The following is a 21,914-nucleotide window of genomic DNA, read 5'->3' on the forward strand; positions in this document are numbered from 1 at the left end:
GTCGGGTCCTTTCATCAGTTACGGCCAAGAATAGGGGCGAGATTGTTACGCATGACGGTCCAGGCGGGAATGACCGCCGCCAGCGCGCCAAGCGCGGCTGCACCTGCGAGAATGGCGATTTCCTCCGGCAACAGGTGGCCCGGACCGATCCCTGCCTCACCGACACTGTGCAGCGTCTCGCTCGCCAGCCAGAGGAGGCCATGCGCGGCCAATATGCCGAGCGCCGCCGCGACAAGGGCGGTCATTACCCCTTCAAGAAGGACGGTTCCGAAGATCGCTGCACGGCTTGCCCCCATCACCCGGAGCAACGCGAGGTCCCCTTCCCTGCTCCGCATCGCGCTCCACAGGGCGACGAAGATTGCCAGAGCGCCGGTGGCGGCCAGCAGAACGGCGAAACCGCCCAGCGCTTCGATTGCCGGTTCAAACAGAAGAATGAGCCGCGAACTTTCCTGCGCGGGGGACGCCGCCTGAAGAGCGGTGTTGCGATTGATCGTTGAAGGAAGCCTGACTGCTGCGGCCGGGCTGCGATAGTTCAGCAGGATAGCTGTAATTTCGGGCACCATCGGCTCGCGCGGCCCATGAACACCATACGCGCCATGACTGCCGTGATCGGCGTCAGCATGATGCGCTTCTGCCGCATCCTCATGCCCGTCGTGATCATCCTCAGCCGTGCCGTGGTCGTGCTGGATGCCGTGAACATCCCACACACTTTCCACGCTGGTGAGGATGAGTCGATCTATCGGTTTTCCGGTTGGCTCAAGAATACCGACAACGATGAACGGCGTATGCTCATGGCCCTGCCCCTCGGCATTTTCCGCCAAGCCATGGCTGCCGATAAAGCGTTGCCCCAGACCGGCCCCGGTTTCTTCGGCCACCGCAGAACCGATCACCGCCTCAAGCGGTGCCTCGAATGTCTTGCCCGACTGTAATTTGGCGGAATAGAGGTCAAAAAGCTCACTCTTCGTACCGACGATCCGAAACCCCGCGAACTGATCGCCCAGTGCCAGCGGGATAGCGCTGGCCACCAGTGGATTGTGCCGCAGCCTTTCAAGCGCAGAGAGGGGGATATTTCCCGTGGGCTGATCAAGATGATAGACAGAGGACAGGACAAGTTGCAGCGGCGAGCCCTTAGCACCGATCACCAGATCAATGCCTTCGGCGCCCTCCAGAAAACGCTCTTCACTCTGCCGTGCGAATTGCAGCAGCAGAGTAAGCATCGCGACCGAAATCGCCAGCAACAGCACGTTGAGCGCCGTCGTCAGCTTGCGCTCCAGAAGATAGGCTTTGACGAGGCCGATCATACGATTTGCTCCACCACCCCGGCATGGAGATCGATCACCTGTGAAAAATGCGATCGCAAGCGTTCATCATGCGTTGCCACCAGCAGTGTCGTCCCATGGGTGTGGGAAAGATCGAGTAGCAGCCTTGCCACTGTCTCGGCATTTCTGGCGTCCAGCGCAGAGGTGGGTTCATCCGCAATCAGAAGATCGGGTTTCACCACCAGCGCGCGGGCCAGAGCAGCGCGCTGTGCTTCTCCCTGGCTCAGCATATAGGGCTTGGCATGCGCTTTGCCCGCGATCCCCATTTCCTCGAGCAAGGCATGAATATCTCTCGGCGTTACTTCACGCCGCGCCAACCGTGCCGCCAACGACAAGTTCGCTTTGATGTCGAGAGCCGAAACAAGTCGCAAGGACTGGAACACCACAGAGATATGCCGACGGCGCACGGCATCGCGCGCGGCCTCTGATCCTTCGGAGATACGCTGTCCGGCAATGTCTATCGTCCCGCTATCAGGCTTCAGGAAGCCGCAGACGAGATTGATCAGCGTCGATTTTCCCGAGCCGGAGGGGCCCAGCATCAGGCAACGATCCCCGACATCAAGGGTCATGTCAAAGTCGCGCAAAACGGGGCTCCTCCCGTAGCGATAGCTGACCTGATGCAGTTCCAGCAGGCTCATCGCGTCCGCCCTGCGCAGTCGGGACATGTGCCCGCAATTTCAATGATGGAGCGATTCAATTGATAGCCGAGATGCCCCGACATATCCGCCAGAGAAGCCCGCAGCTCTTCATCCTCCAGGCAGACAAAGGCATGGCAGTCGCTGCAAAAGACGACCAGTTCGCCGCCATGATCGCAGCAGAAGGCATTCAGACATTCGATGCGCCGCACCTTGCCTTCACATTGCAGCCGGTGGAGCGATCGATAGATCTGCATGGGAGCAACGGGTTCTCCGCTTGCGGCCAGCCTTTGGGAAATCGCTTTCGCCGACAGCGCCCGATTGGCAGTCCGCGCTACATGCAGCACCAGAGCATCGACCGCGAAGGGAGCGCGGCGCTGCAAATTCGGCATCATTCTGGGCACGACATTCTGCTGCGCCAGTTCATGATATGGGCCGCGGCGAGCATCGCCGCACCGGCAGTTGTCACCCATGGTTCAACCACCTGCCCTTCGAGCAGCAAACTGCCTGCCATCAGCCCCAGTCCCAATAGACCAAGCCGCAGCGTGAAAAGCATATGGACAGACCGTTTTTCCGCGCGCCAGAGGATCACACTGCTGAAGGGAAGCGCGATCAAGAGCACCACCACATGAAAGCTATCCGGCACATCTATCCAGCCAAACCAGATGGGCAGGAATGCAATCAGCAGCGGCAAAGCGAGGCAATGCACCATACATGCCGCCGACAGGGTGATGGCAAAGCCATCCAGCCAAGCGGCAGGACGCTTTTGCTCTACGATCAAGCGCAGGCTCCCTCACGCGCAAAAGCGGGTGTATCTATGACAAGCACGAGCCGCTCGCCCCCCATGTCACCCATCGGCGGGGAGCGATGGAGGCATGCCTCGTGCCCCTCACCGAATGCGCGGCCCTTGAACAGCCCCACCCATCCGGTCGGCATGGTCCACAAATTATTCGGATCAACTTCGGAATGCGGTGGCAAGACCTGTGTGCCCGGCCCGGCATATGTGGTGATCAGCCGCAAATCGGTGTTGTCCGCATGGATTTTGCGGCACGCATTCGTGCTGACGACTTCCAGGCGGATCGTAACGGTGTCCACCTGCATCAGCGCAGCCAGCCGCGTGGCAAGCATTTGAATGTCGTCAGCAAGGGCGGCGGGAATTTGGCCCAGCGCAGCCACTGCCGCTTCCGGTGTCCCGGCTGCCTTCCAATGGCCCCCATCTTCGGAAAGCACTTGCGCGGCGGCCTCCGCTATCGCCCCCAATTCGCGTTCTTCCACTATGAGTGCGTGATCCCGGTCGTGAATCAAGCGCCAGGATTGGCCCTCATTTTCAGATATGTCGGCAGCAGAAGGCAGCACACCTGCCCGCCCCCGTGAGGGAAAGGCGGGCACTAAATCATCAGATTCGATATGTTGTAACATGACTCAATGAGTAAGCGCATCGACGCAAAGAAGTCAATGATACCCTGTATCGTTCAGCGGCAATATTCCAATCACCGGGCCTGCCACACAGGCCGCCCTTGCAGCTTAATCTCCGTCACTGCTCTTTCAGCTCGCGTCCGATGGGGTAGATCGGCAAAGGCGCCGCAAAATAAGGCGACCTTTCGGCAAACCATTTCAGACGCGCTTCTGGATCAGCCGCGAAGGCGGCGTCAGAGGCCAGACGTTGCTCGAATGCATCGCGCAGCTCGGGATCACTTTCCAGCATCCGCTCCGCTACTGGCGCAAGGAGGAAGCGCTCACGGCTCCCACTGCTCTCCATCAATTCTGGAAAGAAGCCCCAGGAGAACACGGAATCCACGGCTTCAGGCTCCAGCAGCGCTGCGGCCAGCAATCCGCGTGGCTGATCATAGGGCACCCTGATCGATCCTGCCGCCATGCGTACATTCCGCTTCTCCCGCCGGAAATCCGCCGACATGCGTGCCGCCGCATCGTAGACCGGTCCCAGCTGCATATTGGATGCGGCAGCCATTTCGAGTGTCAAATCCCGCGCGGTGTCGATGCGTTCGTAGGAAATGCCGTGCAGATCCAGCAATGCGATCACATCCCTCTCTGCAGCGGGCACCCACCAGGCCTCCGGCAAGGTGACATGGGACACGGGATGTTCGCCAGTGACCGGCAATTCCCATTGCTGCACTTGTCCGAGATAGCGAATTTCCTCGGCCCCCGAGGCGGGGGATTGCACCCGTTCAAACGCCATGCCGGTGAAGGGAATCGTGGTGAATGGCTGCTCGTCACGCGCCCATTCAACGGTCAGTTTTTCGGGGCGCGCATTGCGGTCAGCGGCGATGGCTGATTGCAATTGCGGCAAACTGGCTGCCGCCGTGCGCAACGCGCCTTCCATCATCGCGTATGCCCCCAAAACGCGCTGGCGATAGGGTTTGAGATTGTGCATTTCGACCAGCACGACGGGAATGCGGGCGAAATCGCCATAGCCGGTGGAGTAACGCGGCCCCTCTGCGGACATACGCAGCCCCTTGTCGATCCGGTAATCATCGAGCGCGCTGGGATAGAAATGCGGATTGTGCCCCTGCTGCCGGACAAAGGCGTTTACCCCGTCCTCAAAGCTGCCCTTCAGCCATTCGGCAATGGCCGGTGACTGCACATGCCGCCCCCATCCGGCATAGGTGTAGGTCACGTCATAACCGTGATCGAACCCGTCCGAGGCATGCATGTCGAGATAGAGCACCGGGTCGAGCTGACGCAGCAGCGGCAACAGCGCACGCGTTTCCGGCGCGGCGGCCTTCGCATAGTCGCGATTGAGATTGATCCTCTGCGCCGTGTTGCGACTGCCCGAATTTGCTGGGCCGCGCAGATGCGGAGCGTTGAAGCGGCTGACCTGTTCATGGCCATCGACATTGTAGATTGGGACAAAGACCAGATCGACCTTGCTCAGCAGATCCTCTTTTCCGCCCAGCGCAATATCGCGCAGCAGCATCAGGCCCGCATCCTTGCCCGAGATCTCATGGCTGTGAATGCCCGCCTGCACCAGCACCACCGGCCTTTCCTTCTCGGCGGCGGCACTCGCGCGGATATAATAAAGCTGGCGGCCCTCAGCAGAGGTACCGAAGGCCACCCGGGTGAGCAGCGGACTTTCCGCCACCAGTTTCTCTAGCCAGGCGCGCGTTTCTTCATAGCTCGGCGTGCGGGCAAAATCGGCGGCCTCGGCGGGCGTTATCCAGGGGTCATCACCGCTGGCAATCCAGCTCTCGCTGGCGCCCGACCAGTCCGGGACGGGTGGCAGGACAGGTTCGACCTGCGCGTGGAGAGGCACCCCGCACAGCAAGGCAGGAATGGCGGCGATCAGGGGAATACGCATCAATCGTCTTTCGGTCTGGAGTCCCGGGCACTACTCACCCGCGTGACCTTTCGTGCCCCCAGCCATAGGAAAAGAGCTGCGGCGAGCAAAAGGGCCACCAGCGATCCGGCGGGTAGCGACCCACCCGGCACGCGCGAGGTATAGCGCGGAATCTGCGCAAAATCCGCGCGCGTGAACGCTTTGTCGTTGAACATATAGGGGTAATAAAACTTACGCAGACGCTCGTGATAGGCGGCGATCGAATCCTGATAGGCGAATCCCGCAGTGCTGTCCGTATCCGCCAGACGATGCATCACATTCATCGTGCCCACACCGGGCAGGATCAGACCGAGCCGTGATGTCCACTTGTCGCGTGCGGTCAGGGCGCCGCGATAATCTGCGACGTCTTGCGCCACGGTTTCATCGCCGACCTGATGCATGGCGTAATACCATTTCCAGTGGAAACGCCCTTCGAACTCTTCCTTCCCGCGCCACTCTGGGTGATTGACGAAGAACGGTTCGAACGTCTCCTCTTTCGGAATGTCCCAGCCTTTATGAACGACTTCGCGCTGAGCCAGCGTCAGGTCGATGCCCTTGCCCGCCGGGATCGCCCCGGCGATGGCAGCATTGCCGAGCGTCGGGATCACCAGGGTCGGGACAATCCAGCACCCGATCATCGCTGCGGCTGCCGTTGCCGAGGCACGCAGAGCCGCCCCGATCAGCAGCGCCAGACCGAACCAGAAGGCGCAATAGAGCGCAGCGGCCAGCATGATTCCGAACGTCCCCGCAACCGGAGCCCCGGCGATTATGGCACCGGTGATCAGCGGCAGGGCCAGCGCGGCCAACACCAGCGCATAGCGAAGGCCGGTGCGTCGCCGCCACAGGCCGCTCCCCGGCAGGGAGAGCAGCAGGCGCAAGCGCCCTGCCTCACGCTCCGCCGTGACCATGTCATGCGTGAGCGCGATGATGACGAGCGGGGCGAGATAGATGAGCACGAAGGCCCAGTCGAACACGCCGGGCAAAGCAAGCTCGGCATTGTAATTTTCGGAATCGTAGCGCTGCGCCTCCAGCCCAAGTGCGCGTATCCGCAGCACGAAGGGTTGCAGGTCGCGCTGACCGATCGCGGCAAAGGCCAGAGCGGGCGGCGGATCCTGCGTCAGCATGAAGGCGTAATAGGCATTGTAACCCGCCTCACCCTTCGGCCCGGCCTGAGCGGCCTCCACCGCTGCCAGATCGCGCGTCTGCTCACGCTCGACACGCTCGATAGTCGCGCGTTGCGCATCCATCTGGACAAGGCCCGACCATACTGCGGCGCTGGTCAGCATCAGCAAAAGGATAACGGCGAAGAGGTTGCGGCCGGATCGCAAGAGCAACCGGGCCTCTGCGCGAAGCGGGCTCATCGCAGATTCCTTTCAAGACGGCGACTGGCCCAGACAGCCAGAACGGAGAGGGCTGCCAACCAGCCCAGCAGAACGGCGGCGGGCCAGATAAGGTCAGACGGGCGATCAAACGGACTCGGCGCCTGATAATGGAAGCGCGGTATATCCTGCCAATATTCAGCTGAAATGCGCGGATCTTCTCCGCCAATGCCGGGGATCAGCTCCGCCTGCATACGGTTGAGCCGCTGCACGAAATCGTAGCGGAAAGCCTCCGTCTGCTGGAGAAAATCATAATGCGCGGCAAGGTCGCTGCCAGCCAGCGTCATGGAAAGCTGACGGATAGCGATAAGCGGACTGATCAGGGAAAAATCATGCACCAGCGCATTCTGCGCATCCTCCCGCGCCCTGCTTCTCTCCGCCGCATCGGCATAGATCCCCGTGGTCAGGCGTTCGCCTTCGATACTGACCAGACCGGCATATTGCACAGGCAGATCTTCGACCGATTCCACACCATATTCATCCAGAACGCGCTGGCGAAAGTCGTTGAAATAGGGGTCGTCGGGATCGTGGCTGTCGCCGATTTCAGCCACTTCGCGGTGCAGCGCGATCTCGGTTTCGATATTGGTATCGAGCTGCGTGCGCGCCTCCGCCGCCACGGGCAGCGCGCGCGGCAACAGGATAACACCCACCATCCACAGACCGATGAGCACGGCCAGCACGTCACGCGACCGGCGCAGCACAGCCGACAGGATCACCCCCAGCACCGCCCAGAGCAGCAGCCAGGCTGCATAGCCACCGATCATCGGCAGCACGGCGGCCCAGCTTGCGGCACCTGTTGCCGCAAACCCGCCGAGCACGAGGAAGGCCGGCAGACCGATCACCAGCGCAATCACGCCATGCGCCAGCAATTTGCCCTGCATGACCTGCCGCGCGGCCACACCCTGCGCGGCCATGAGCCGCAACGTTCCGCGCTCGCGTTCACGCGAGATGCTGGCAAAGCCGAGAAAGATCAGCAGCAGCGGCGCAAGCGTCTGCAACACGAAAGCGGGCGTCAGCTGACCAAAGCGCATTAACAGTGATGACTGGCGCGCCTCGGCAAAATTGGCGCTGTTCTGGCGATGCCCTTCGAGAAAGATCGTGTTGCCGGTATAGCTGTCCACGCCCGTATCGAAAAAGGCCAGCGGCGCGATGGGGCGAAAGACGAATTGGCCATAATGGACCATGCGGTGGGGATGTCGGTCAGGCTGCTGGTCGAATTGCTCATCCACGCTCGCCTGGTAGCGTTCACGGTCAGCCTCGATCGCGACGCGCCGTTCAAGACTGGTGAAACTCGCCACCAGCACCAGCAGAACGAGCAGGCCGCTGGCGAGCAAACCTGCCCGGTTTCTGAGCAAGGCGCGCCATTCGTCGCGCGCGATCAGGCCAACCGAACTCATATTGCCTGTCCTGTCCCGGCATAGCGATCATGCAAGGCGTTGAGATCGAAACGCGCGCCCTCGCCCGCCTGCTGTTCCTCCTCGATCCGCCCCGCCGTGAGGAAGCCGATCCGATCCGCGATATCGACCGCGCTGACGAGGTCGTGCGTCACCATCAGCACCGCCACCTGACGCTCCCGCGCTGTATCGAGCAGTCCGTTGAATTCCAGCACCGCCCGCGGGTCGAGGCCCGATGTCGGTTCATCCAGCAGCAACACGGGCACATCGCGTGCCAGAGCCAGAGCAATGGCCACTTTCTGCCGCATTCCCTTGGAGAAACCGGACATGCGCCGGTCCCATGCCTGACTGTCCAGACCGACCGCACCGAGTGCGGGTTCGATCACCGACGCTCCGGTGTCATGTCCGGCCAGCGCCAGGAAATAGGCAATGTTTTCGCGCGCGGTGAGATGGTCATAGAGAGAGACATTCTCCGGCACATAGGCCATTTGGGCACGGGCGCCCCGGGGGTCGGAAACCGGGTCAATCCCGCAGACACGCACGCTTCCGCTGGAGGGTGCGATAAAACCGAGCAAGGCCGAAAGCGTCGTCGACTTGCCGGCTCCATTGCCGCCCAGCAGTGCGTAGATCTCGCCGCGCTGTACGCTGAGATCCAGGCCGCGCAGCACCGGCGCTGTGCCATAGCTGTGCTGGACGCCGGCAAGTTCTATCGCAGGCTCGGCTGTGCCTTGGGCCATGTCCATATTCTCCATGATCAGAATCCTGCGCGAAGACCGATGCTGGCGGTGCGCGGGGCACCGGGCTGCACCCAGAGCTCGTTGTAGCTGTTGGCGTACCAATGCGCGTTGAAGAGGTTCTTCACGCTGCCATAGAACGTCAGATTATCCAGCAGATCGACTTCGCCAAAAACGCGGAACAGCGTGTGATCGGGCAGGAAGAAATCGGTGCCCGTCGCGCCAAGCCGCTTGCCGACATAATGCATCCCCGCCCCCAGCTTCGCGTCACGTCCAGCCACGGCAAAAGCCTTCGACGCCTGCAGGTCGAGCGTATTCTTGGGGATGTTGATCAACGGATCGCCCGGCTCGATATTGAAGGAGAAGTTCGGGTCGAGCACGCTCGAACGGCTTTCCGCATCGACATAGGCATAGCTCAGCAACACATCGACATTGCCGGGCAGACGGCCATTCAGATCCAATTCCACCCCGCGGCTCCGCGCCTTGCCGATGGTGACGTTGAAACCGGGATTGTTGGTGTCGCTGGCAAGGACATTGTCCTTCTCCAGCTGATAGAGCGTGAAAGTCCCCGTGATCGCTCCATCCAACAGCATGAGTTTCGCGCCGGTCTCGAAACTGCGGCTCGTCTCAGGATCGAAAATAGCGCCATTGACGTCCGTACCCAGATTGGCGCGGAACCCTTCACTATAGGCGGCATAAAGCGTCACTTCAGGCGCCAGTTCATAGACGATACCGGCCTGCGGACTGATACGATCATCGTCACGCTGAGTCGTGATGTCGGTCAGATAATTTTCGGTCCGCAAGGTGAAATCATCATAACGGGCACCGACGCGGACCTGCAGTTTGTCCGTCAGTTCGATCTGGTCCTGAACGAAGATGCCGGTGGAGGACTGCTTGTCCAGCCGGTCATTATTGGGCAGCGGCGTCGGCAAGGGGAAGCGCCCATAAACAGGGTCAAAAATGTCGATGATATAGGCTTCTTCCTCCGTCGGATTGCTCGCGAGGGATGGCGGCCGAACACGGCGGAAATCCTGATAATTGTCGAATTCGTCATGATCCGCGCCAATCAGGACGCGGTGGGTCAGGCCTGCGGTCGCAAATTCACCCGAAAGTTCACCCCGCACCACCTTCTGCCGGGAATCATACAGGCGCGAACGGCGCTGACGCGATAGCGAGCGGCCATCCGTGAAGATTGGCTGGCGCGATCCGGCAAGCTCGGGGTCAGAGGATGTCCCGGTGAGCAGGGTGTCCCGGTGGCTTGCGCCCAGCAAAAGGCTCCAGCGATCGCTGAAATCATGCTGCAGGCGAAGCTGGTGCCCCTCGGCCCGCGCAATGTGGTCCCCGTCGCCCGGTTCCCCCAGATAGCGGCTGCGCGGTACGGTCTCGAAATCCCCATTCAGCACCACGATTCCGCGATCAAAAGGACGTTCGACGCGGGTCTTCTCCAGATCATAGGTAAGGCGCGTATTGCTCCCCAGCGCAATGCCGATGGAGGGGAGGAAGCCCCAGCGCGTCTCATCCACCGTATCGCGGAAGCTGTTGCCATGTTCATAATAGCCGATCAGCCGCGCGGTGACGTTATCGCCCAGCGCGATATTGACGTCGCCTTCGCCGCGAACCCGGTCGAAACTGCCATATTCCCCGCTAAAGGTTCCGAATGTCCGCCCCAGCTGCGCCTGCTTGGTCACGATATTGATCGTGCCCCCCGGTTCCCCCCGGCCCAGCAAGGCCGCTGCCGGTCCTTTCAGCACCTCGATCCGTTCGATCCCGGCCGTATCGCGCTCTCCGCCAAAACCCCGGCCACCATTGAATCCATTGACCAGATAGCCGGTCGGAATGTTCTCATCCCCGGCAAATCCGCGGATCGCAAAGGCATCCCACATGCCACCCAGCGTGTTCTGCCGTGCAACCGAGGCATTGAGATCGAGCGCGTCGTTCAACCGGTCAATCCCGTTGGAATCGAGCTCCGCGGCATCGATGACATCGATCGATTGCGGAATTTCGGTCAGAGCGAAGTTGCCACGATAGGCCTGACGAACGCCGCTGACGATGATCGCGGCGTCATCGCCCGGGCGCTCGGTGGAATCAGAAACAGGCCGGACTTGCGCTACTGCAGGAGAGGCGGCAGCGGCGAGGACAATTGCAGGGATTGCGGCAGTCAGGAACAAACGAGCGGTCATGAGCGATTGGACGCCTTTTCACATATGGGTGAGATTCGATGTAACAACATCACATTGCAGCGGCCGCCAATGACTATGTCAGCCGCTCAAGTCAATGGCACGTTATCTCATATCTTTTATTTTACTCGTGAATCGGCGCGAAAACATGGCACGGGGGTTCCTGCCGCCTTTTCCGCGCCGCTTCAGGAAGAGAATTGCAGGAGGGCGTGCTGTGCGGCTGTCCATCAGGTCCGTCTGCACGCGCATGCCGCATGGGTAGCATGGCAGCATTTGCCCAGCTCAACTTAGTGATTGCCGTTCACTATCGCGTTCCACGCTGCGTGAAAGGCACCCGCCAATATGACTAAAAAATTACGGTTTCACTTATAATATTAGACGTATGGTGCAGCAAACAGATGTGAGTACAGATGTATCGCTTATCTGAGAAAAATCATGTTTGATATTCGAATGCCCGACCGTTCACGCCAAAATTTTGGCCATCACAACCTTAAGGGGAATGCCCGTAGGCAGCATTTTATTTATAAAAAACGATGCCTTGGGGATGCTATTCATCCAAACTATGATTTTCACTCTTCCCACTGCCAAAATAGGGATGCTTCCGCTCAAAAGTCCCGGACGTCTCCAGCCATGAACGCAGGAAAACGGGATTGGGGAATGCCGCGAGCTAAAAGGCCTGCTTCGAGGCGGACTTTCGGCTCGTCCCACGGTTCGTCAGTCAGTTTGAACGTTCCCCAATGTATGCCGATCGCCGCCCGGGCCTCTACATCCAGCATGATCTGGATCGCCTCTTCGGGATCGGTGTGCTGGGCAGCCATGAACCATCGTGGAGCGTAGGCACCAATTGGGATGATGGCGAGGTCCATGGGCCCGAACCTTTCTCGAATCCTGCGGAAGATGCCGCCAGTCCCATAACCGGTGTCGCCAGCGAAATAGATGAGCGTCCCGGCCGCTTCGATCACGAACCCGCACCAAAGTGCCATCCGCCGGTCCCACGGACTTCGCGAGGACCAGTGCAGTGCGGGCACGATATGAACCTTGAGATCGTTCGATATCTCGATCGCGTCACCCCAGTCGCCGGTTCTGGTCTGGCTGCCAGAAATGTGACGCTGGATGATACGATCGTTCCCTAGAGGTGTGACGATCAACGGAGCGTCGCGGGCGTGAATCCGCTTGAGCGTTGCGACATCGAGATGGTCATAATGGTTGTGGGACAGCATTACCGCGTCAATCGCCGGCAGATCCCTCAGGGCCACGCCAGGTGCGGAGATCCGCCGCGGACCCGCAAAAGACAGCAGGCTGGTTCGGTCCGACCAGACAGGGTCGGTAACGAGATTATGCCCAGCAATCTGGATGAGGACCGTTGCATGCCCGATCATCGTCACTCGGAGTCCATCGACACGCGCATCCGGCACGACCGCCTGCATGTGCAACGACCTTGGCCAGGGATTGTCGGGAACATTGCGCTTCCAGCGCATGACATCGCGAAAAGACCGATCCGTCTCGGGCTCTTCGCGCAGATTGTGAAAGCGGATACCATCGAAATGGTCAGTGATGGGACCGCTGTAATAGGGGTTCTTAGGCATTCGACTGCGCGGCTCCATTCTCCCCACTCATGTCAGATGGCATCAGGTGAGCGGAGGTCAAGGCTGGCAGCACCGGCTTCACCGACATTGCCGCCGTTTGCTGCTTCTGGGCGGGAACCTGAAATCGGCCAATCTTGCATACCCATGATTATGGCACATCCTGGGTCGTTTCCGGAACGGCCGAAATGACACGATTGTCGTGGTTAGCGGAAATCAAGACACCCAAATTTGTTGAGCTCTGGTTGGCAGCCATTCGCCATTGGTTTGGCGTTCGATTTTTATAATGAGGCCTACCCCTGCGAGTGGAGCCCAGCTGCGCGAAACGAGCAGCAGCGCAGATCGGTCATCATCTGAAAGAATGGGAAGATATATATCTGCGATTGTCTTCGAGTGCGCATCCAGTTCACGATTCTCGATTGCACTTACCGATTTTACAGCGCTCTCTCCAAAAGCAATACTACGGCTTTGCAGAAGTGTGCTGATTTCCGAACATCGTGTGACCGCGTTCGCAGACGTTGGCTCCTCGAAAAGTTTACGCACCATCCTGATTTCATCGGGTGTCTTGGCAATTTCATCAAATGCTTCGCCTTGCCATACTGAGGTTCCCTTCAGGTCGAACCACGGTTCCTCCGCAAACTCCGAAACTGCTTTGACGCGATCCGCTTCAGCCAGTCCAACAAGGTTGAACGTAGCCTCATCGTCAAGAGAACCGTAAACAAGCTCCTCATCGTCAGTGTTCGATAGCTCGTGAGAGAGATAGGAAGTCGCTGCATCACATTTTAATTCCGCGCGGCCTGCCGTGCAGCCAACTAACGCTATAAGAAGCGCAGCGAGAATTGGATATCGCATACCCAATAATTATGCATACTTGCCAATGTCCGCAATGTCGTCGTATCCGGAACAGCAGCTTTTCAGAAGAAAACTGGCAAAGCTGCCACTTCCTACAACCGCGGGTCTGTTTCAAACCTTGGATCAAATACGACTTGGGCCATTGCTTGCCCGGCGGATTGGTTGCCCCATATGCACGGCAACCGGCCACGTGTCTTGCAGCTGAAGATCCACCCCTTCACAGGCCAGCTCGCGCCGCCGGACCATATAAGCCGCGCGGTTATAGGCCCGCTCCACCTTGTTGGTCGGCACATGCGCCAGCATCAGATCGATCACTGCCCTGTCATCCGGGCGGCCAAGATCATTTGCCCGCTCATTCATGATAGTCGAGAAGGCAGAACGGAACCCATGCGGCACATGCCGCTCAGAAGGAAACACCATCGCAAAGTGGCCGGTCAACGGCTTTCCGTGAAAAGCCGGACTTCAAAATTAGCACTGAGCGAAGTTTCTGGCGGAGAGGATGTCATTCGAACCACCGCGGTTTTGGTTATGCTTTTTGTGAAAAACTGAAGGGAAAGCGCGTATTTAAATAAATGACCGTTCATCGAAGTCTGTCTAAAACCGCGCAAAGCCCAGTTGGAAGCCGGCATGAAATTGGGCACCAGATTGGGCGTCATCGGGAGGCCTAAGCGTGGCGCGCGCACTCAATTCAGTGCCACTATCAGATGCAGCACTCCAGCACCTCGAGCAAATAAAGCTATAAACGCTTGTACCGAATTAGCGGATCTTTGCGATCAACGAAGCAACCAAGAACCATACGACGATGGCCATGCTGCGCCGCATGAATTACGGCCTAGAGAGATCATCGAGACAGCGTTGGCGCCTACGATCCAGGACAAGGTCGAAAAGACCTATTGACGTGGATCGGCGATTGAAAGGCAGCGTATGCTGATGAAACCACGGCCTAGTTCTTCAGGTAAGGCCCGAGAGCGAACGCTGCGTGTTCAAGGCCATCTTTCAGATCTGAACCGATCTCGAAGGCATGGAGGTAGATACATTCGTCTTTGAGGCAGTACCAGAAATGTTCGATGAAGACGTTTTCTATCCATCGCTGCGGCCATCCATACTGATGCGGATTTCGGCGGCCCTGGTGAAGGCAAAGCTAGTGTACTGGCTGCACCGGCCTGTGTTCAAGATCTCCAGCCTGCCGGACCGGGGCAGCGCTCCAGTACCGCGAAGCAGTGGTCGCCATCCATCGTCTTGGGCATGGTCATTGGGCATGGTCATCTGGACACATTATCAAGGCAGAAGCTGGAGTTCGACCGAATCCACCGTCCCGGTGAAAGGTGACGGAGGATTGGTTTTGCCTCCGATGGTGTCGAAGGCCCAGCCGATTGTGGCGTTATCGGACAGCAGAACCGGGATCACGTGCGGTAACTGACCAGAAGCCACCTCCTGGCCGTCAATCGACAGAACGACCCGGCCTGGCCCGGCCTGCGCCTCGGTGACGAAGCGAATCCCCAGACGGTGATCGCCGTCGGCAAGCGGAGCCTTCGCGTTGAGCCGCAAGATATCCTCGGGCGCATCGGACGCTTTGTAGGTGAACGCCGGAATGCCGTCTTCCAGCATCAAGTTCCAGCCAGCCGAACGCATGCCGTTCATTACCACGGTGCCATTGTCGTGCGGGCCAGCATTGATCTGCGCGTCCAGCTGCCAACTACGGCCGCTCAGATCGGGGAACGCCCCGCCGCTGATACGCCGTGATGACGGGTAGAAGGTGAAACGCGTGCGATCCTTGAGCAGTGATGGTCGATTGGCGGTATTCCACCGCGCGAAGGAACGGTTATCGATCGGCAGAATATCGTGTTTACGCGCCTGCTCCCAGAATTCCTGCGTAAGCGCCTTGAGCTTTGCCGGATATTTGTCGGCAAGGTCGATCGCCTGTGAAAAATCCTCTTCCAGATTGTAGAGTTGCCATGTGCCATCAGTGGGCAGGCCACCAGGCCCGGCGAAATCCCATGGCGCGCGCGTTGGTGTCGTATTGGCCAGCCAGCCATGGTCGTAGATCCCCGCGTTGCCCTGCATCTCGAAGACTTGCTGCACGCGCTTGTCCTCCGCATTTGCATCGTTGAGCGAGTAAAGCAGGCTGATACCATCCATTTTCTGCTGCTCGATCCCGTTCACCCGGGTTGGCGCGGGAATACCTGCCGCCTCGTACAGGGTAGGCGCGATGTCTGACACGTGGCCAAATTGCGAGCGCACACTGCCAGGCTGATCGATACCCTCGGGCCACGAAATCACCATTCCGTTGCGAACCCCGCCCAGATGCGAGGCGACCTGCTTGGTCCACTGAAACGGTGTGTTCATCGCCCAGGCCCAGCCGACCGGATAGTTGTTGTAGTAATCCGGGCCGCCGAGTTCCGGCATGGCTTTAAGCATTGTGGCCAGGTCGGCCCGAAACCCGTTGATGGCAGCAATGTCGTTGATCGAACCTTCCGGACCGCCCTCGCCGCTGCCGCCATTATCCCCCTGGATATAGACGATGAGCGTATTATCGAGTTCGCCCTCCTCGCGGATTTCCTGGATCACTCGGCCGATCTGATAATCGGCGTGGGCAAGCGCTGCTGCATATACTTCCATCATATGCGCATAGAGACGCTTCTGATCCGCCGAGAGAGAGGACCATGCGGGAATGCTGTCGGGCCTCGGCGACAGTTTGGTGTTGGCCGGCACGACGCCCATCTCGATCTGCCGCGCGAGCGTTTCTTCCCGCATCCTGTCCCAGCCCTGGTCGAATCTGCCCTTGAAGCGGGCAATCCAGTCGGCAGGTGCATGATGCGGACTATGCGACGTACCGGGCGCATAATATAGCAGGAACGGCTTGTCAGGCTCCGCCGAATGTAGCGTCCGCAACCAGCTGATTGCATGATCGGCGAGGTCTCGGTCGAGTATGTAGTCCGGGTCCTCCGCCGGCCGTTCCACAGGCTGTGTGTTCTCATAGAGTTCGGGATTATACTGGCTGGTGGCCCCGCCCATGAAGCCGTAGAAATAATCGAATCCCAGCCCGGTCGGCCAGCGGTCGAACGGACCTGTAGGGCCCTTTTCCCATTCGGGGGTGTTGTGATTCTTCCCAAACCAGCTGGTAGCGTAGCCGTTGAAGCGAAACACCTGCCCGATCGTGGCGGCCGAGCGCGGCAGAATGCCATTATAGCCCGGAAATCCGGTCGACATTTCCGTAATCGCGCCAAAGCCGACCGCATGCGGTTCGCGCCCCGTCAGCAGGGCGGCACGGGTGGGCGCACATAGGGCTGTGGTGTTGAAACTGTTATAGCGCAAACCGTCCTGCGCCAGTTGGTCGAACGTGGCGGTCGGAACGGGGCCCCCGAAAGTGGTGCTGGCCCCGAAGCCTACATCGTCGGTCATGATGAGAAGGATGTTCGGCGCGTCAGCCGGGGCCTTGTCGTCAAGCTGGTAATAGGCCTCGCTTGAAGTATCGATCGTGCGGTCGAGCGTGCCTTGCCATTCCGGTGCTGGGCGCGGCAGCGTGGTGGACGCGCGCCATTCGCTGCGGTCCACAGAACCCGACTGCCGCTCCGGGCCGGCACCCCAAGAGGCGACCGGCACGAAGGTGGCGACAGCCAGTATCCCGGCTGCCATCCCGTATCTGAGTCGCATGGTCAGAAATTTCTCCGTACGCTGAGCGACCACTGCCGCGGCGGCGCGACCTGTCCGGTCGTGATGCCGATCGGCAACCTTATCTTGTTTGCATAGTAAAACTCGTCGGTCAGATTGGTGACCGACAGCGCAGCGCCCCAGTCACCACTTTCCGACTGCCAGCCCAGCCGCGCGTTGAGCAGGGTGTATCCGTCAACAAGACCCCGCGGATCGTTGTCAACATTGATGAAGAAGGATGACTGATACGACAGATCGAGGCGCGGCGTAAGGACACCATACTCGCCCAGATCGGCCGCGTACTGTATCCCTGCGCTCACCTTCCAATCAGTGATATAGGGCGCTTCGCTGTCGAGTGTAATGCCGTTGAACGTTCCCCCGCTCTCACTGATCGTTTTCAGTTCGAAGTCGAGATAACTGACCGAACCATCGAAGCGCAGCCCGCGAACGGGCTCCAGGCTGGCTTCCAGCTCCACGCCCTGCAAACGCGCATTGCCTGCGTTGGTCGGGGTGGCATTCTGCTGGCTGATGACCACGCCGTCCACCACCGTGGGCGCATTATTGCTGAAGATGATATCGTTGTAGTCATTGATGAAGCCGGCCAGATTGAGCCGCAGGGCGCGATCGAACAGGGTGGTCTTCAGGCCCGCCTCATAGGCGGTCAGCGTTTCGGGCTCGAACGGCACCACCTGCTGTTTCACGAACGGGCGTGGATTGACGCCGCCTCCGCGATAGCCAGTCGACAGTTGGCCATAGGCCATCACGTCGGGTGTGATGTCATAGCTGGCGTTGAGACGATAGTCCCAGCGGTCTCCGGAGAAGCGGCCCTCCGCCCCATCGATTGCCGCCTGCGCGGTGTAGCTTGTTTCCGAAGTGTCAAACGGGTTGAGACGCCGGAAGAAATACGTCTTTTTATCGTCGGTGTAGCGCAGGCCTGCGGTCAGACGGAAGCTGTCGGTCAGATTGAGGACCCCATGCACGAAACCGGAAATGCTGCGCGAAGGAATGCGGTCGTCGGAATAGAAAACCGAACGGAACGGAGCCTCGGGCGCGATGATATCGCCGCCCTCGATATAGCTGGTAGCCTTGTAATAATAAGCACCCACCGTCCAGTCGAGCAGATCGCTGAAGCTGGTTCCGCCCAGACGCACTTCCTGCGTAAACTGCTTGTGCGAATTGGTGAAAGTCGATGTGTTGATGCCGAGCGCAGACGCATCGAAATCGGTACTGTAACGGCCTTCCAGGTGGCGATAGGCCGAAATGAGCGTGAGTGCGAGGCTGTCGCTCAGCTGGACTTCCAGATTCCCCGATACGTCCCAGGACCGCAGGCGATTGTTGACCGGCCAGACCGTGGTCGGATGGTCACCCCGCTGGTCGGTAAAGGCGGGCGTAGTGTAATTGGCATAGTTGCTGTATTCCTCGTCCGGCGTCAGGAAAATTGATTGGTCCGGAATACCGGGCACGACAGGCGGCGGCACTGACAGGGAGAGCAGTTTCGTCGCCGCGGGCTCGGAACTATCGACAAGGCGGCTGGCGGAAAGGTTCAGGTCCACACTGTCGCTGGGCGTCCAGCGCAGTGCGATGCGACCGGCGGTGTAGTCCTTTCCTCCTTCGGTACCGATCTTGCAGCTGGCACCAGCTGCTGCAGTCGATTCGATGCCTGCGGGATTGTCCGGGTTGCGACAACCAAAGTCGTAGCGTGTGAGATAGCCGTCCTGATGGCGGGTAACGCCCGAAAACCGCAGAGCGAATTCGCCCGGCACGATTTCGATATCTGCAACACCGCGAGCATCGATTTGGTCCCGGGATCCGGTGGTCAGCTCGAGGAAGCTGCCGCCAGAGCCGGGCTTGCGGCTGTACATTTTTACCGCACCTCCGATCGAGTTCTTGCCGGCCAGCGTGCCCTGCGGTCCGCGCAGTATCTCGACCCGGTCGAGATCGAGCAGGTCGAGTTGCGATCCGAATACGGCGCCGTAATAAACGTCGTCCACATAAAGGCCAACGCCCGGCTCGAAGGCAAAATTGCTGTCCGCCTGTCCGACACCGCGAATGAAAATTGCAGCGCCTGGCCCGAAAGCCGAGCCGCTGGGCTTCATCACGACATTCGGAGCGGAGTCGGTGAGATCGGTGATGGTACCATAATTCTTCTGTTCCAGCGCCTGAGCATCAAAAGCTGAGATGGCAATCGGCGTATCCTGAAGACCCTGAGCACGAAACTGTGCCGTTACTACGATTTCACTGATTCCATCCTCCGCCTGCGGAGAGAAACTGCCCTGGCTGGTCGCAGCTTCCGGCGATTGATCCTGAGCTTGTGCCGCGTTTGCCGCGCCAATGAGTGCAACCATGGCCGTGCCGATTGTTAGATGCTTTCTTGCCATTTTTTCTCCCCTTCAGTTAGACTGCTTTGTTTTATTGTTAACGTTTGATCACAACCGACTGCAGCGTGGCATCGATCAGTTCGCCGCGCGGGATTTCCGGCAACAGAGGTGCAAGTCCAGCGCGTCCGACATAGGTGTTGCCGCGCGTCGGATAGGTAATCGGCACCAATGCCGTATCGACATTTTCTCCATCCACGCTCAAGATCAGACGCGACGCGCGCTCGCCCGAAGATTTATCGCGCTCGAAACGCACGCTGATCTCATGATCGCCCGGCGACAGTGGCTGGCGTGCCTTGACACGTACACGTTCCTGAGGACGGCCCGCAGGATTGTAGAGAAACATGGGAAAGCCGTTGTCGAGCATCAGGCCATAGCCGCTGGTAAAATCCCCGCTCGTCACCAGAGGACCGCGGGCCTCCGTTGCGCCCGCGATCACGTGGGCCGTCATTTTCCAGCCTGGCTCGATGGTAGGAAAGGAGTTGGTGGGATAGCGCGTATCACCGGGATAATAGGTAAAGCTGGTGCGTCCTGCGAGCAGATCTGGGCGGTTCGAAGGATCGAGCCGTGCCATGATGTCCGCCTTGATCGGACGCACATTGAAACGATCAGCCGCCCGATCAAATTTGAGCCGCAGTTCGGCCAGCTTCTCCGGGTGTTTTCTGGCAATGTCATGCGCCTGCGAGTAATCTTCCCTGAGGTTGTAGAGCTCCCACTCGTAATCATCGGCAGGAACCTTCGACGGGCTGCGGTCCCACGGGCCTTTGGGAGGAGTGGTGGAAGCCAGCCAGCCATCGGAGTAGAAAGCGCGGTTGCCCAGCATCTCGAAATACTGGTCGCGATGCCGTTCCGCCGCATCGGCATCATTGAAGCTGTAAAGCAGGCTGGTCCCGTCAATCGGTTGCTGTGCCACGCCGTCCACGCTTTCGGGCGGGCTGATACCAACTGCTTCGTAAATCGTCGGCGCGATGTCGATCACATGGCCGAATTGCGTGCGCAGTCCGCCCTTTTGTCTGATCCGGTCTGGCCAGCTCACTACCAGGGCATCGCGCAGTCCTCCCAGATGCGAAGCCACCTGCTTGCCCCACTGGAACGGCGAATTCGTGGCCCAGCCCCAAGCGGAGGGGTAATTGCCGAAAGAAAAAGGACCGCCATGAGTTTCGATAGAGCGGGCCAATTCCTCATCGCTCGGCTCAAGGCCGATGAGGCTCATCATTTCGTTATTGGCCCCGTGCAGGCTTTCAATGCTGGCGCCGTTGTCCCCCTGAATGAAGAAGATCAGCGTGTTGTCGAACTGGTCGGTCTTCTTCAACCAGTCGATAACCCGGCCGATCTGATAATCGCTTTGCGCCAGCTGCGCTGCCGCGACTTCCATCATCCGTGCGGCAACGTGCTGCTGTTCATCCGAAAGACTGTCCCATGCGGGGAGACTCTGAGGACGGGGTGTCAGATCAGCGTTCTGCGGAATGATGCCGAGGCTCTTCTGCCGCTCGAAGCTCTCTTCACGCAGCCTGTCCCACCCCATGTCGAACTTGCCCTTAAACCGAGCGATCCAGTCTGCCGGGGCCTGATGCGGTGAATGGAGTGTGCCCGGGGCCCAATAGGCGAAGAAGGGCTTGTCCGGCCGCACGGTGTGCTCAACCTGCAGCCATTTCAGCAGGTGATCTGCGAGGTCGCGATCGAGATTGTAGGTCGGGTCGTCAAAGGGCGGGTCAATCGGATTGCGGTTCTCCACAAGTTCCGTATGAAACTGGTCCGACATCGCGCCGTTGAAGCCATAGAAATAATCGAATCCCCAGCCATTCGGCCAATTTTCGAACGGGCCGGTCGGCCCGGTTTCCCATACCGGCGTGTTATGGTTCTTGCCGAGAAATGCGGTAACATATCCGTTCAGCTTGAGAATGTCGGCGATCGTCGCCGCGCTGTCGGGAATGACCGAAGTGTACCCAACTTTATCGGTGGCGACATTGCTAATAGCGCCGTATCCCACGGCGTGGTGATTCCGTCCGGTCAGCAGCGCCGCTCTGGTGGGCGAACACATCGCGGTGGTGTGGAATTCATTGTAGCTGAGACCAACCTTGGCAAGGCTGTCAAACACCGGGGTGGGAATCGGTCCTCCGAAAGCCGAACCGGCCGAAAAGCCGACATCGTCCGTGAGGATCAGAAGGACGTTCGGCGCGTTCGTCGGCGCCTGCGGTTCTTCCGGGTAATGCTGCCATGCTTTTTCAGATGATCGGTCCGCTCCTGCCTTTGCAGTCTGGGCGACAGCGGGCTGAGCGATCAACGCTGCCAGAACCGTGGTGACGGCAAGCCGGCGGACGCTCTTCGGGCGTGAGAATCTGATAACTGCCTCCCATGGCTATGACGTCTCGCCACGGGCGGGGAGAAGCCATTCATCCTCTTCGCGCACCCATTTTATTGTTCGCGGTGCGTCATCCGATGAGCATATGTGGAAAGCAAAGCTTGGTAGCAACGCATCCC

At 59.3% G+C, this 21,914-nt stretch carries 16 protein-coding genes and 1 pseudogene; all 17 read right to left on the minus strand.

Going from position 1 to position 21,914, the window contains the following annotated elements:
* Positions 1-14 precede the first annotated feature (14 nt).
* Positions 15-1,301, minus strand: coding sequence for an ABC transporter permease (locus tag GRI91_RS10570; RefSeq protein ID WP_160736635.1), 1,287 nt, complete (start codon positions 1,299-1,301; stop codon positions 15-17).
* The gene (locus tag GRI91_RS10575; protein WP_237437796.1) at positions 1,298-1,957 is read right to left on the minus strand and encodes an ABC transporter ATP-binding protein; all 660 of its coding nucleotides are present in this window, start codon (positions 1,955-1,957) and stop codon (positions 1,298-1,300) included. The genes GRI91_RS10570 and GRI91_RS10575 overlap by 4 nt, the downstream gene beginning before the upstream one ends.
* Positions 1,954-2,358: a Fur family transcriptional regulator gene (locus tag GRI91_RS10580; protein WP_160736637.1), complete on the minus strand. Its 405-nt coding sequence runs from the start codon at positions 2,356-2,358 to the stop codon at positions 1,954-1,956. The genes GRI91_RS10575 and GRI91_RS10580 overlap by 4 nt, the downstream gene beginning before the upstream one ends.
* Positions 2,346-2,735: a MerC domain-containing protein gene (locus GRI91_RS10585; RefSeq protein ID WP_237437797.1), complete on the minus strand. Its 390-nt coding sequence runs from the start codon at positions 2,733-2,735 to the stop codon at positions 2,346-2,348. Before GRI91_RS10585 ends, GRI91_RS10580 begins: the two co-directional genes overlap by 13 nt.
* Positions 2,732-3,229 (minus strand): DUF1826 domain-containing protein, encoded by a 498-nt coding sequence (locus GRI91_RS16280; protein WP_160736638.1) that lies wholly within the window; start codon positions 3,227-3,229, stop codon positions 2,732-2,734. Before GRI91_RS16280 ends, GRI91_RS10585 begins: the two co-directional genes overlap by 4 nt.
* Before the next feature lie 259 nt (positions 3,230-3,488).
* Positions 3,489-5,270 carry a M14 family metallopeptidase gene (locus GRI91_RS10595; protein WP_160736639.1) on the minus strand — a complete coding sequence of 594 codons (1,782 nt, stop codon included), beginning with the start codon at positions 5,268-5,270 and terminating at the stop codon, positions 3,489-3,491.
* Positions 5,270-6,649: a DUF3526 domain-containing protein gene (locus tag GRI91_RS10600; protein WP_160736640.1), complete on the minus strand. Its 1,380-nt coding sequence runs from the start codon at positions 6,647-6,649 to the stop codon at positions 5,270-5,272. Before GRI91_RS10600 ends, GRI91_RS10595 begins: the two co-directional genes overlap by 1 nt.
* On the minus strand, positions 6,646-8,064 hold the full coding sequence (locus GRI91_RS10605) for an ABC transporter permease (RefSeq protein ID WP_160736641.1): 1,419 nt from the start codon (positions 8,062-8,064) through the stop codon (positions 6,646-6,648). Before GRI91_RS10605 ends, GRI91_RS10600 begins: the two co-directional genes overlap by 4 nt.
* On the minus strand, positions 8,061-8,798 hold the full coding sequence (locus tag GRI91_RS10610; RefSeq protein WP_160736642.1) for an ABC transporter ATP-binding protein: 738 nt from the start codon (positions 8,796-8,798) through the stop codon (positions 8,061-8,063). Before GRI91_RS10610 ends, GRI91_RS10605 begins: the two co-directional genes overlap by 4 nt.
* A gap of 17 nt (positions 8,799-8,815) precedes the next feature.
* A complete protein-coding gene (locus GRI91_RS10615; protein ID WP_160736643.1) occupies positions 8,816-10,975 on the minus strand; it encodes a TonB-dependent siderophore receptor in 2,160 nt (719 codons plus the stop codon).
* Positions 10,976-11,577: 602 nt separating this feature from the next.
* On the minus strand, positions 11,578-12,558 hold the full coding sequence (locus GRI91_RS10620) for an MBL fold metallo-hydrolase (RefSeq protein WP_160736644.1): 981 nt from the start codon (positions 12,556-12,558) through the stop codon (positions 11,578-11,580).
* A gap of 213 nt (positions 12,559-12,771) precedes the next feature.
* Complete coding sequence (locus tag GRI91_RS10625; protein ID WP_160736645.1) at positions 12,772-13,407, minus strand: hypothetical protein; 636 nt, start codon at positions 13,405-13,407, stop codon at positions 12,772-12,774.
* A gap of 123 nt (positions 13,408-13,530) precedes the next feature.
* Positions 13,531-13,845, minus strand: a complete 315-nt coding sequence (locus GRI91_RS16125) for a hypothetical protein (RefSeq protein ID WP_419866839.1) — start codon at positions 13,843-13,845, stop codon at positions 13,531-13,533.
* A gap of 547 nt (positions 13,846-14,392) precedes the next feature.
* Positions 14,393-14,610, minus strand: a pseudogene (locus tag GRI91_RS16130) (IS3 family transposase); the annotation flags it as partial.
* A 75-nt stretch (positions 14,611-14,685) separates the two neighbouring features.
* Positions 14,686-17,061 carry an arylsulfatase gene (locus GRI91_RS10635; protein WP_160736646.1) on the minus strand — a complete coding sequence of 792 codons (2,376 nt, stop codon included), beginning with the start codon at positions 17,059-17,061 and terminating at the stop codon, positions 14,686-14,688.
* Between the two features lie 2 nt (positions 17,062-17,063).
* Positions 17,064-19,436 carry a TonB-dependent receptor gene (locus GRI91_RS10640; RefSeq protein ID WP_160736647.1) on the minus strand — a complete coding sequence of 791 codons (2,373 nt, stop codon included), beginning with the start codon at positions 19,434-19,436 and terminating at the stop codon, positions 17,064-17,066.
* Between the two features lie 37 nt (positions 19,437-19,473).
* Positions 19,474-21,717 (minus strand): arylsulfatase, encoded by a 2,244-nt coding sequence (locus GRI91_RS10645; protein ID WP_202385555.1) that lies wholly within the window; start codon positions 21,715-21,717, stop codon positions 19,474-19,476.
* Between the last annotated feature and the right edge of the window lie 197 nt (positions 21,718-21,914).

Source organism: Altericroceibacterium endophyticum, from assembly GCF_009827595.1.
GTDB lineage: Bacteria > Pseudomonadota > Alphaproteobacteria > Sphingomonadales > Sphingomonadaceae > Altericroceibacterium > Altericroceibacterium endophyticum.

Bases quoted from the DNA above. Each gene is read 5' to 3' on its own strand.
- GRI91_RS10600 (WP_160736640.1), bottom strand. From the start codon at position 6,649: ATGAGCCCGCTTCGCGCAGAGGCCCGGTTGCTCTTGCGATCCGGCCGC.
- GRI91_RS10640 (WP_160736647.1), bottom strand. From the start codon at position 19,436: ATGGCAAGAAAGCATCTAACAATCGGCACGGCCATGGTTGCACTCATT.
- GRI91_RS10605 (WP_160736641.1), bottom strand. From the start codon at position 8,064: ATGAGTTCGGTTGGCCTGATCGCGCGCGACGAATGGCGCGCCTTGCTC.
- GRI91_RS10595 (WP_160736639.1), bottom strand. From the start codon at position 5,270: ATGCGTATTCCCCTGATCGCCGCCATTCCTGCCTTGCTGTGCGGGGTG.
- GRI91_RS10635 (WP_160736646.1), bottom strand. From the start codon at position 17,061: ATGCGACTCAGATACGGGATGGCAGCCGGGATACTGGCTGTCGCCACC.
- GRI91_RS10570 (WP_160736635.1), bottom strand. From the start codon at position 1,301: ATGATCGGCCTCGTCAAAGCCTATCTTCTGGAGCGCAAGCTGACGACG.
- GRI91_RS10575 (WP_237437796.1), bottom strand. From the start codon at position 1,957: ATGAGCCTGCTGGAACTGCATCAGGTCAGCTATCGCTACGGGAGGAGC.
- GRI91_RS10620 (WP_160736644.1), bottom strand. From the start codon at position 12,558: ATGCCTAAGAACCCCTATTACAGCGGTCCCATCACTGACCATTTCGAT.
- GRI91_RS10625 (WP_160736645.1), bottom strand. From the start codon at position 13,407: ATGCGATATCCAATTCTCGCTGCGCTTCTTATAGCGTTAGTTGGCTGC.
- GRI91_RS10615 (WP_160736643.1), bottom strand. From the start codon at position 10,975: ATGACCGCTCGTTTGTTCCTGACTGCCGCAATCCCTGCAATTGTCCTC.
- GRI91_RS10610 (WP_160736642.1), bottom strand. From the start codon at position 8,798: ATGGCCCAAGGCACAGCCGAGCCTGCGATAGAACTTGCCGGCGTCCAG.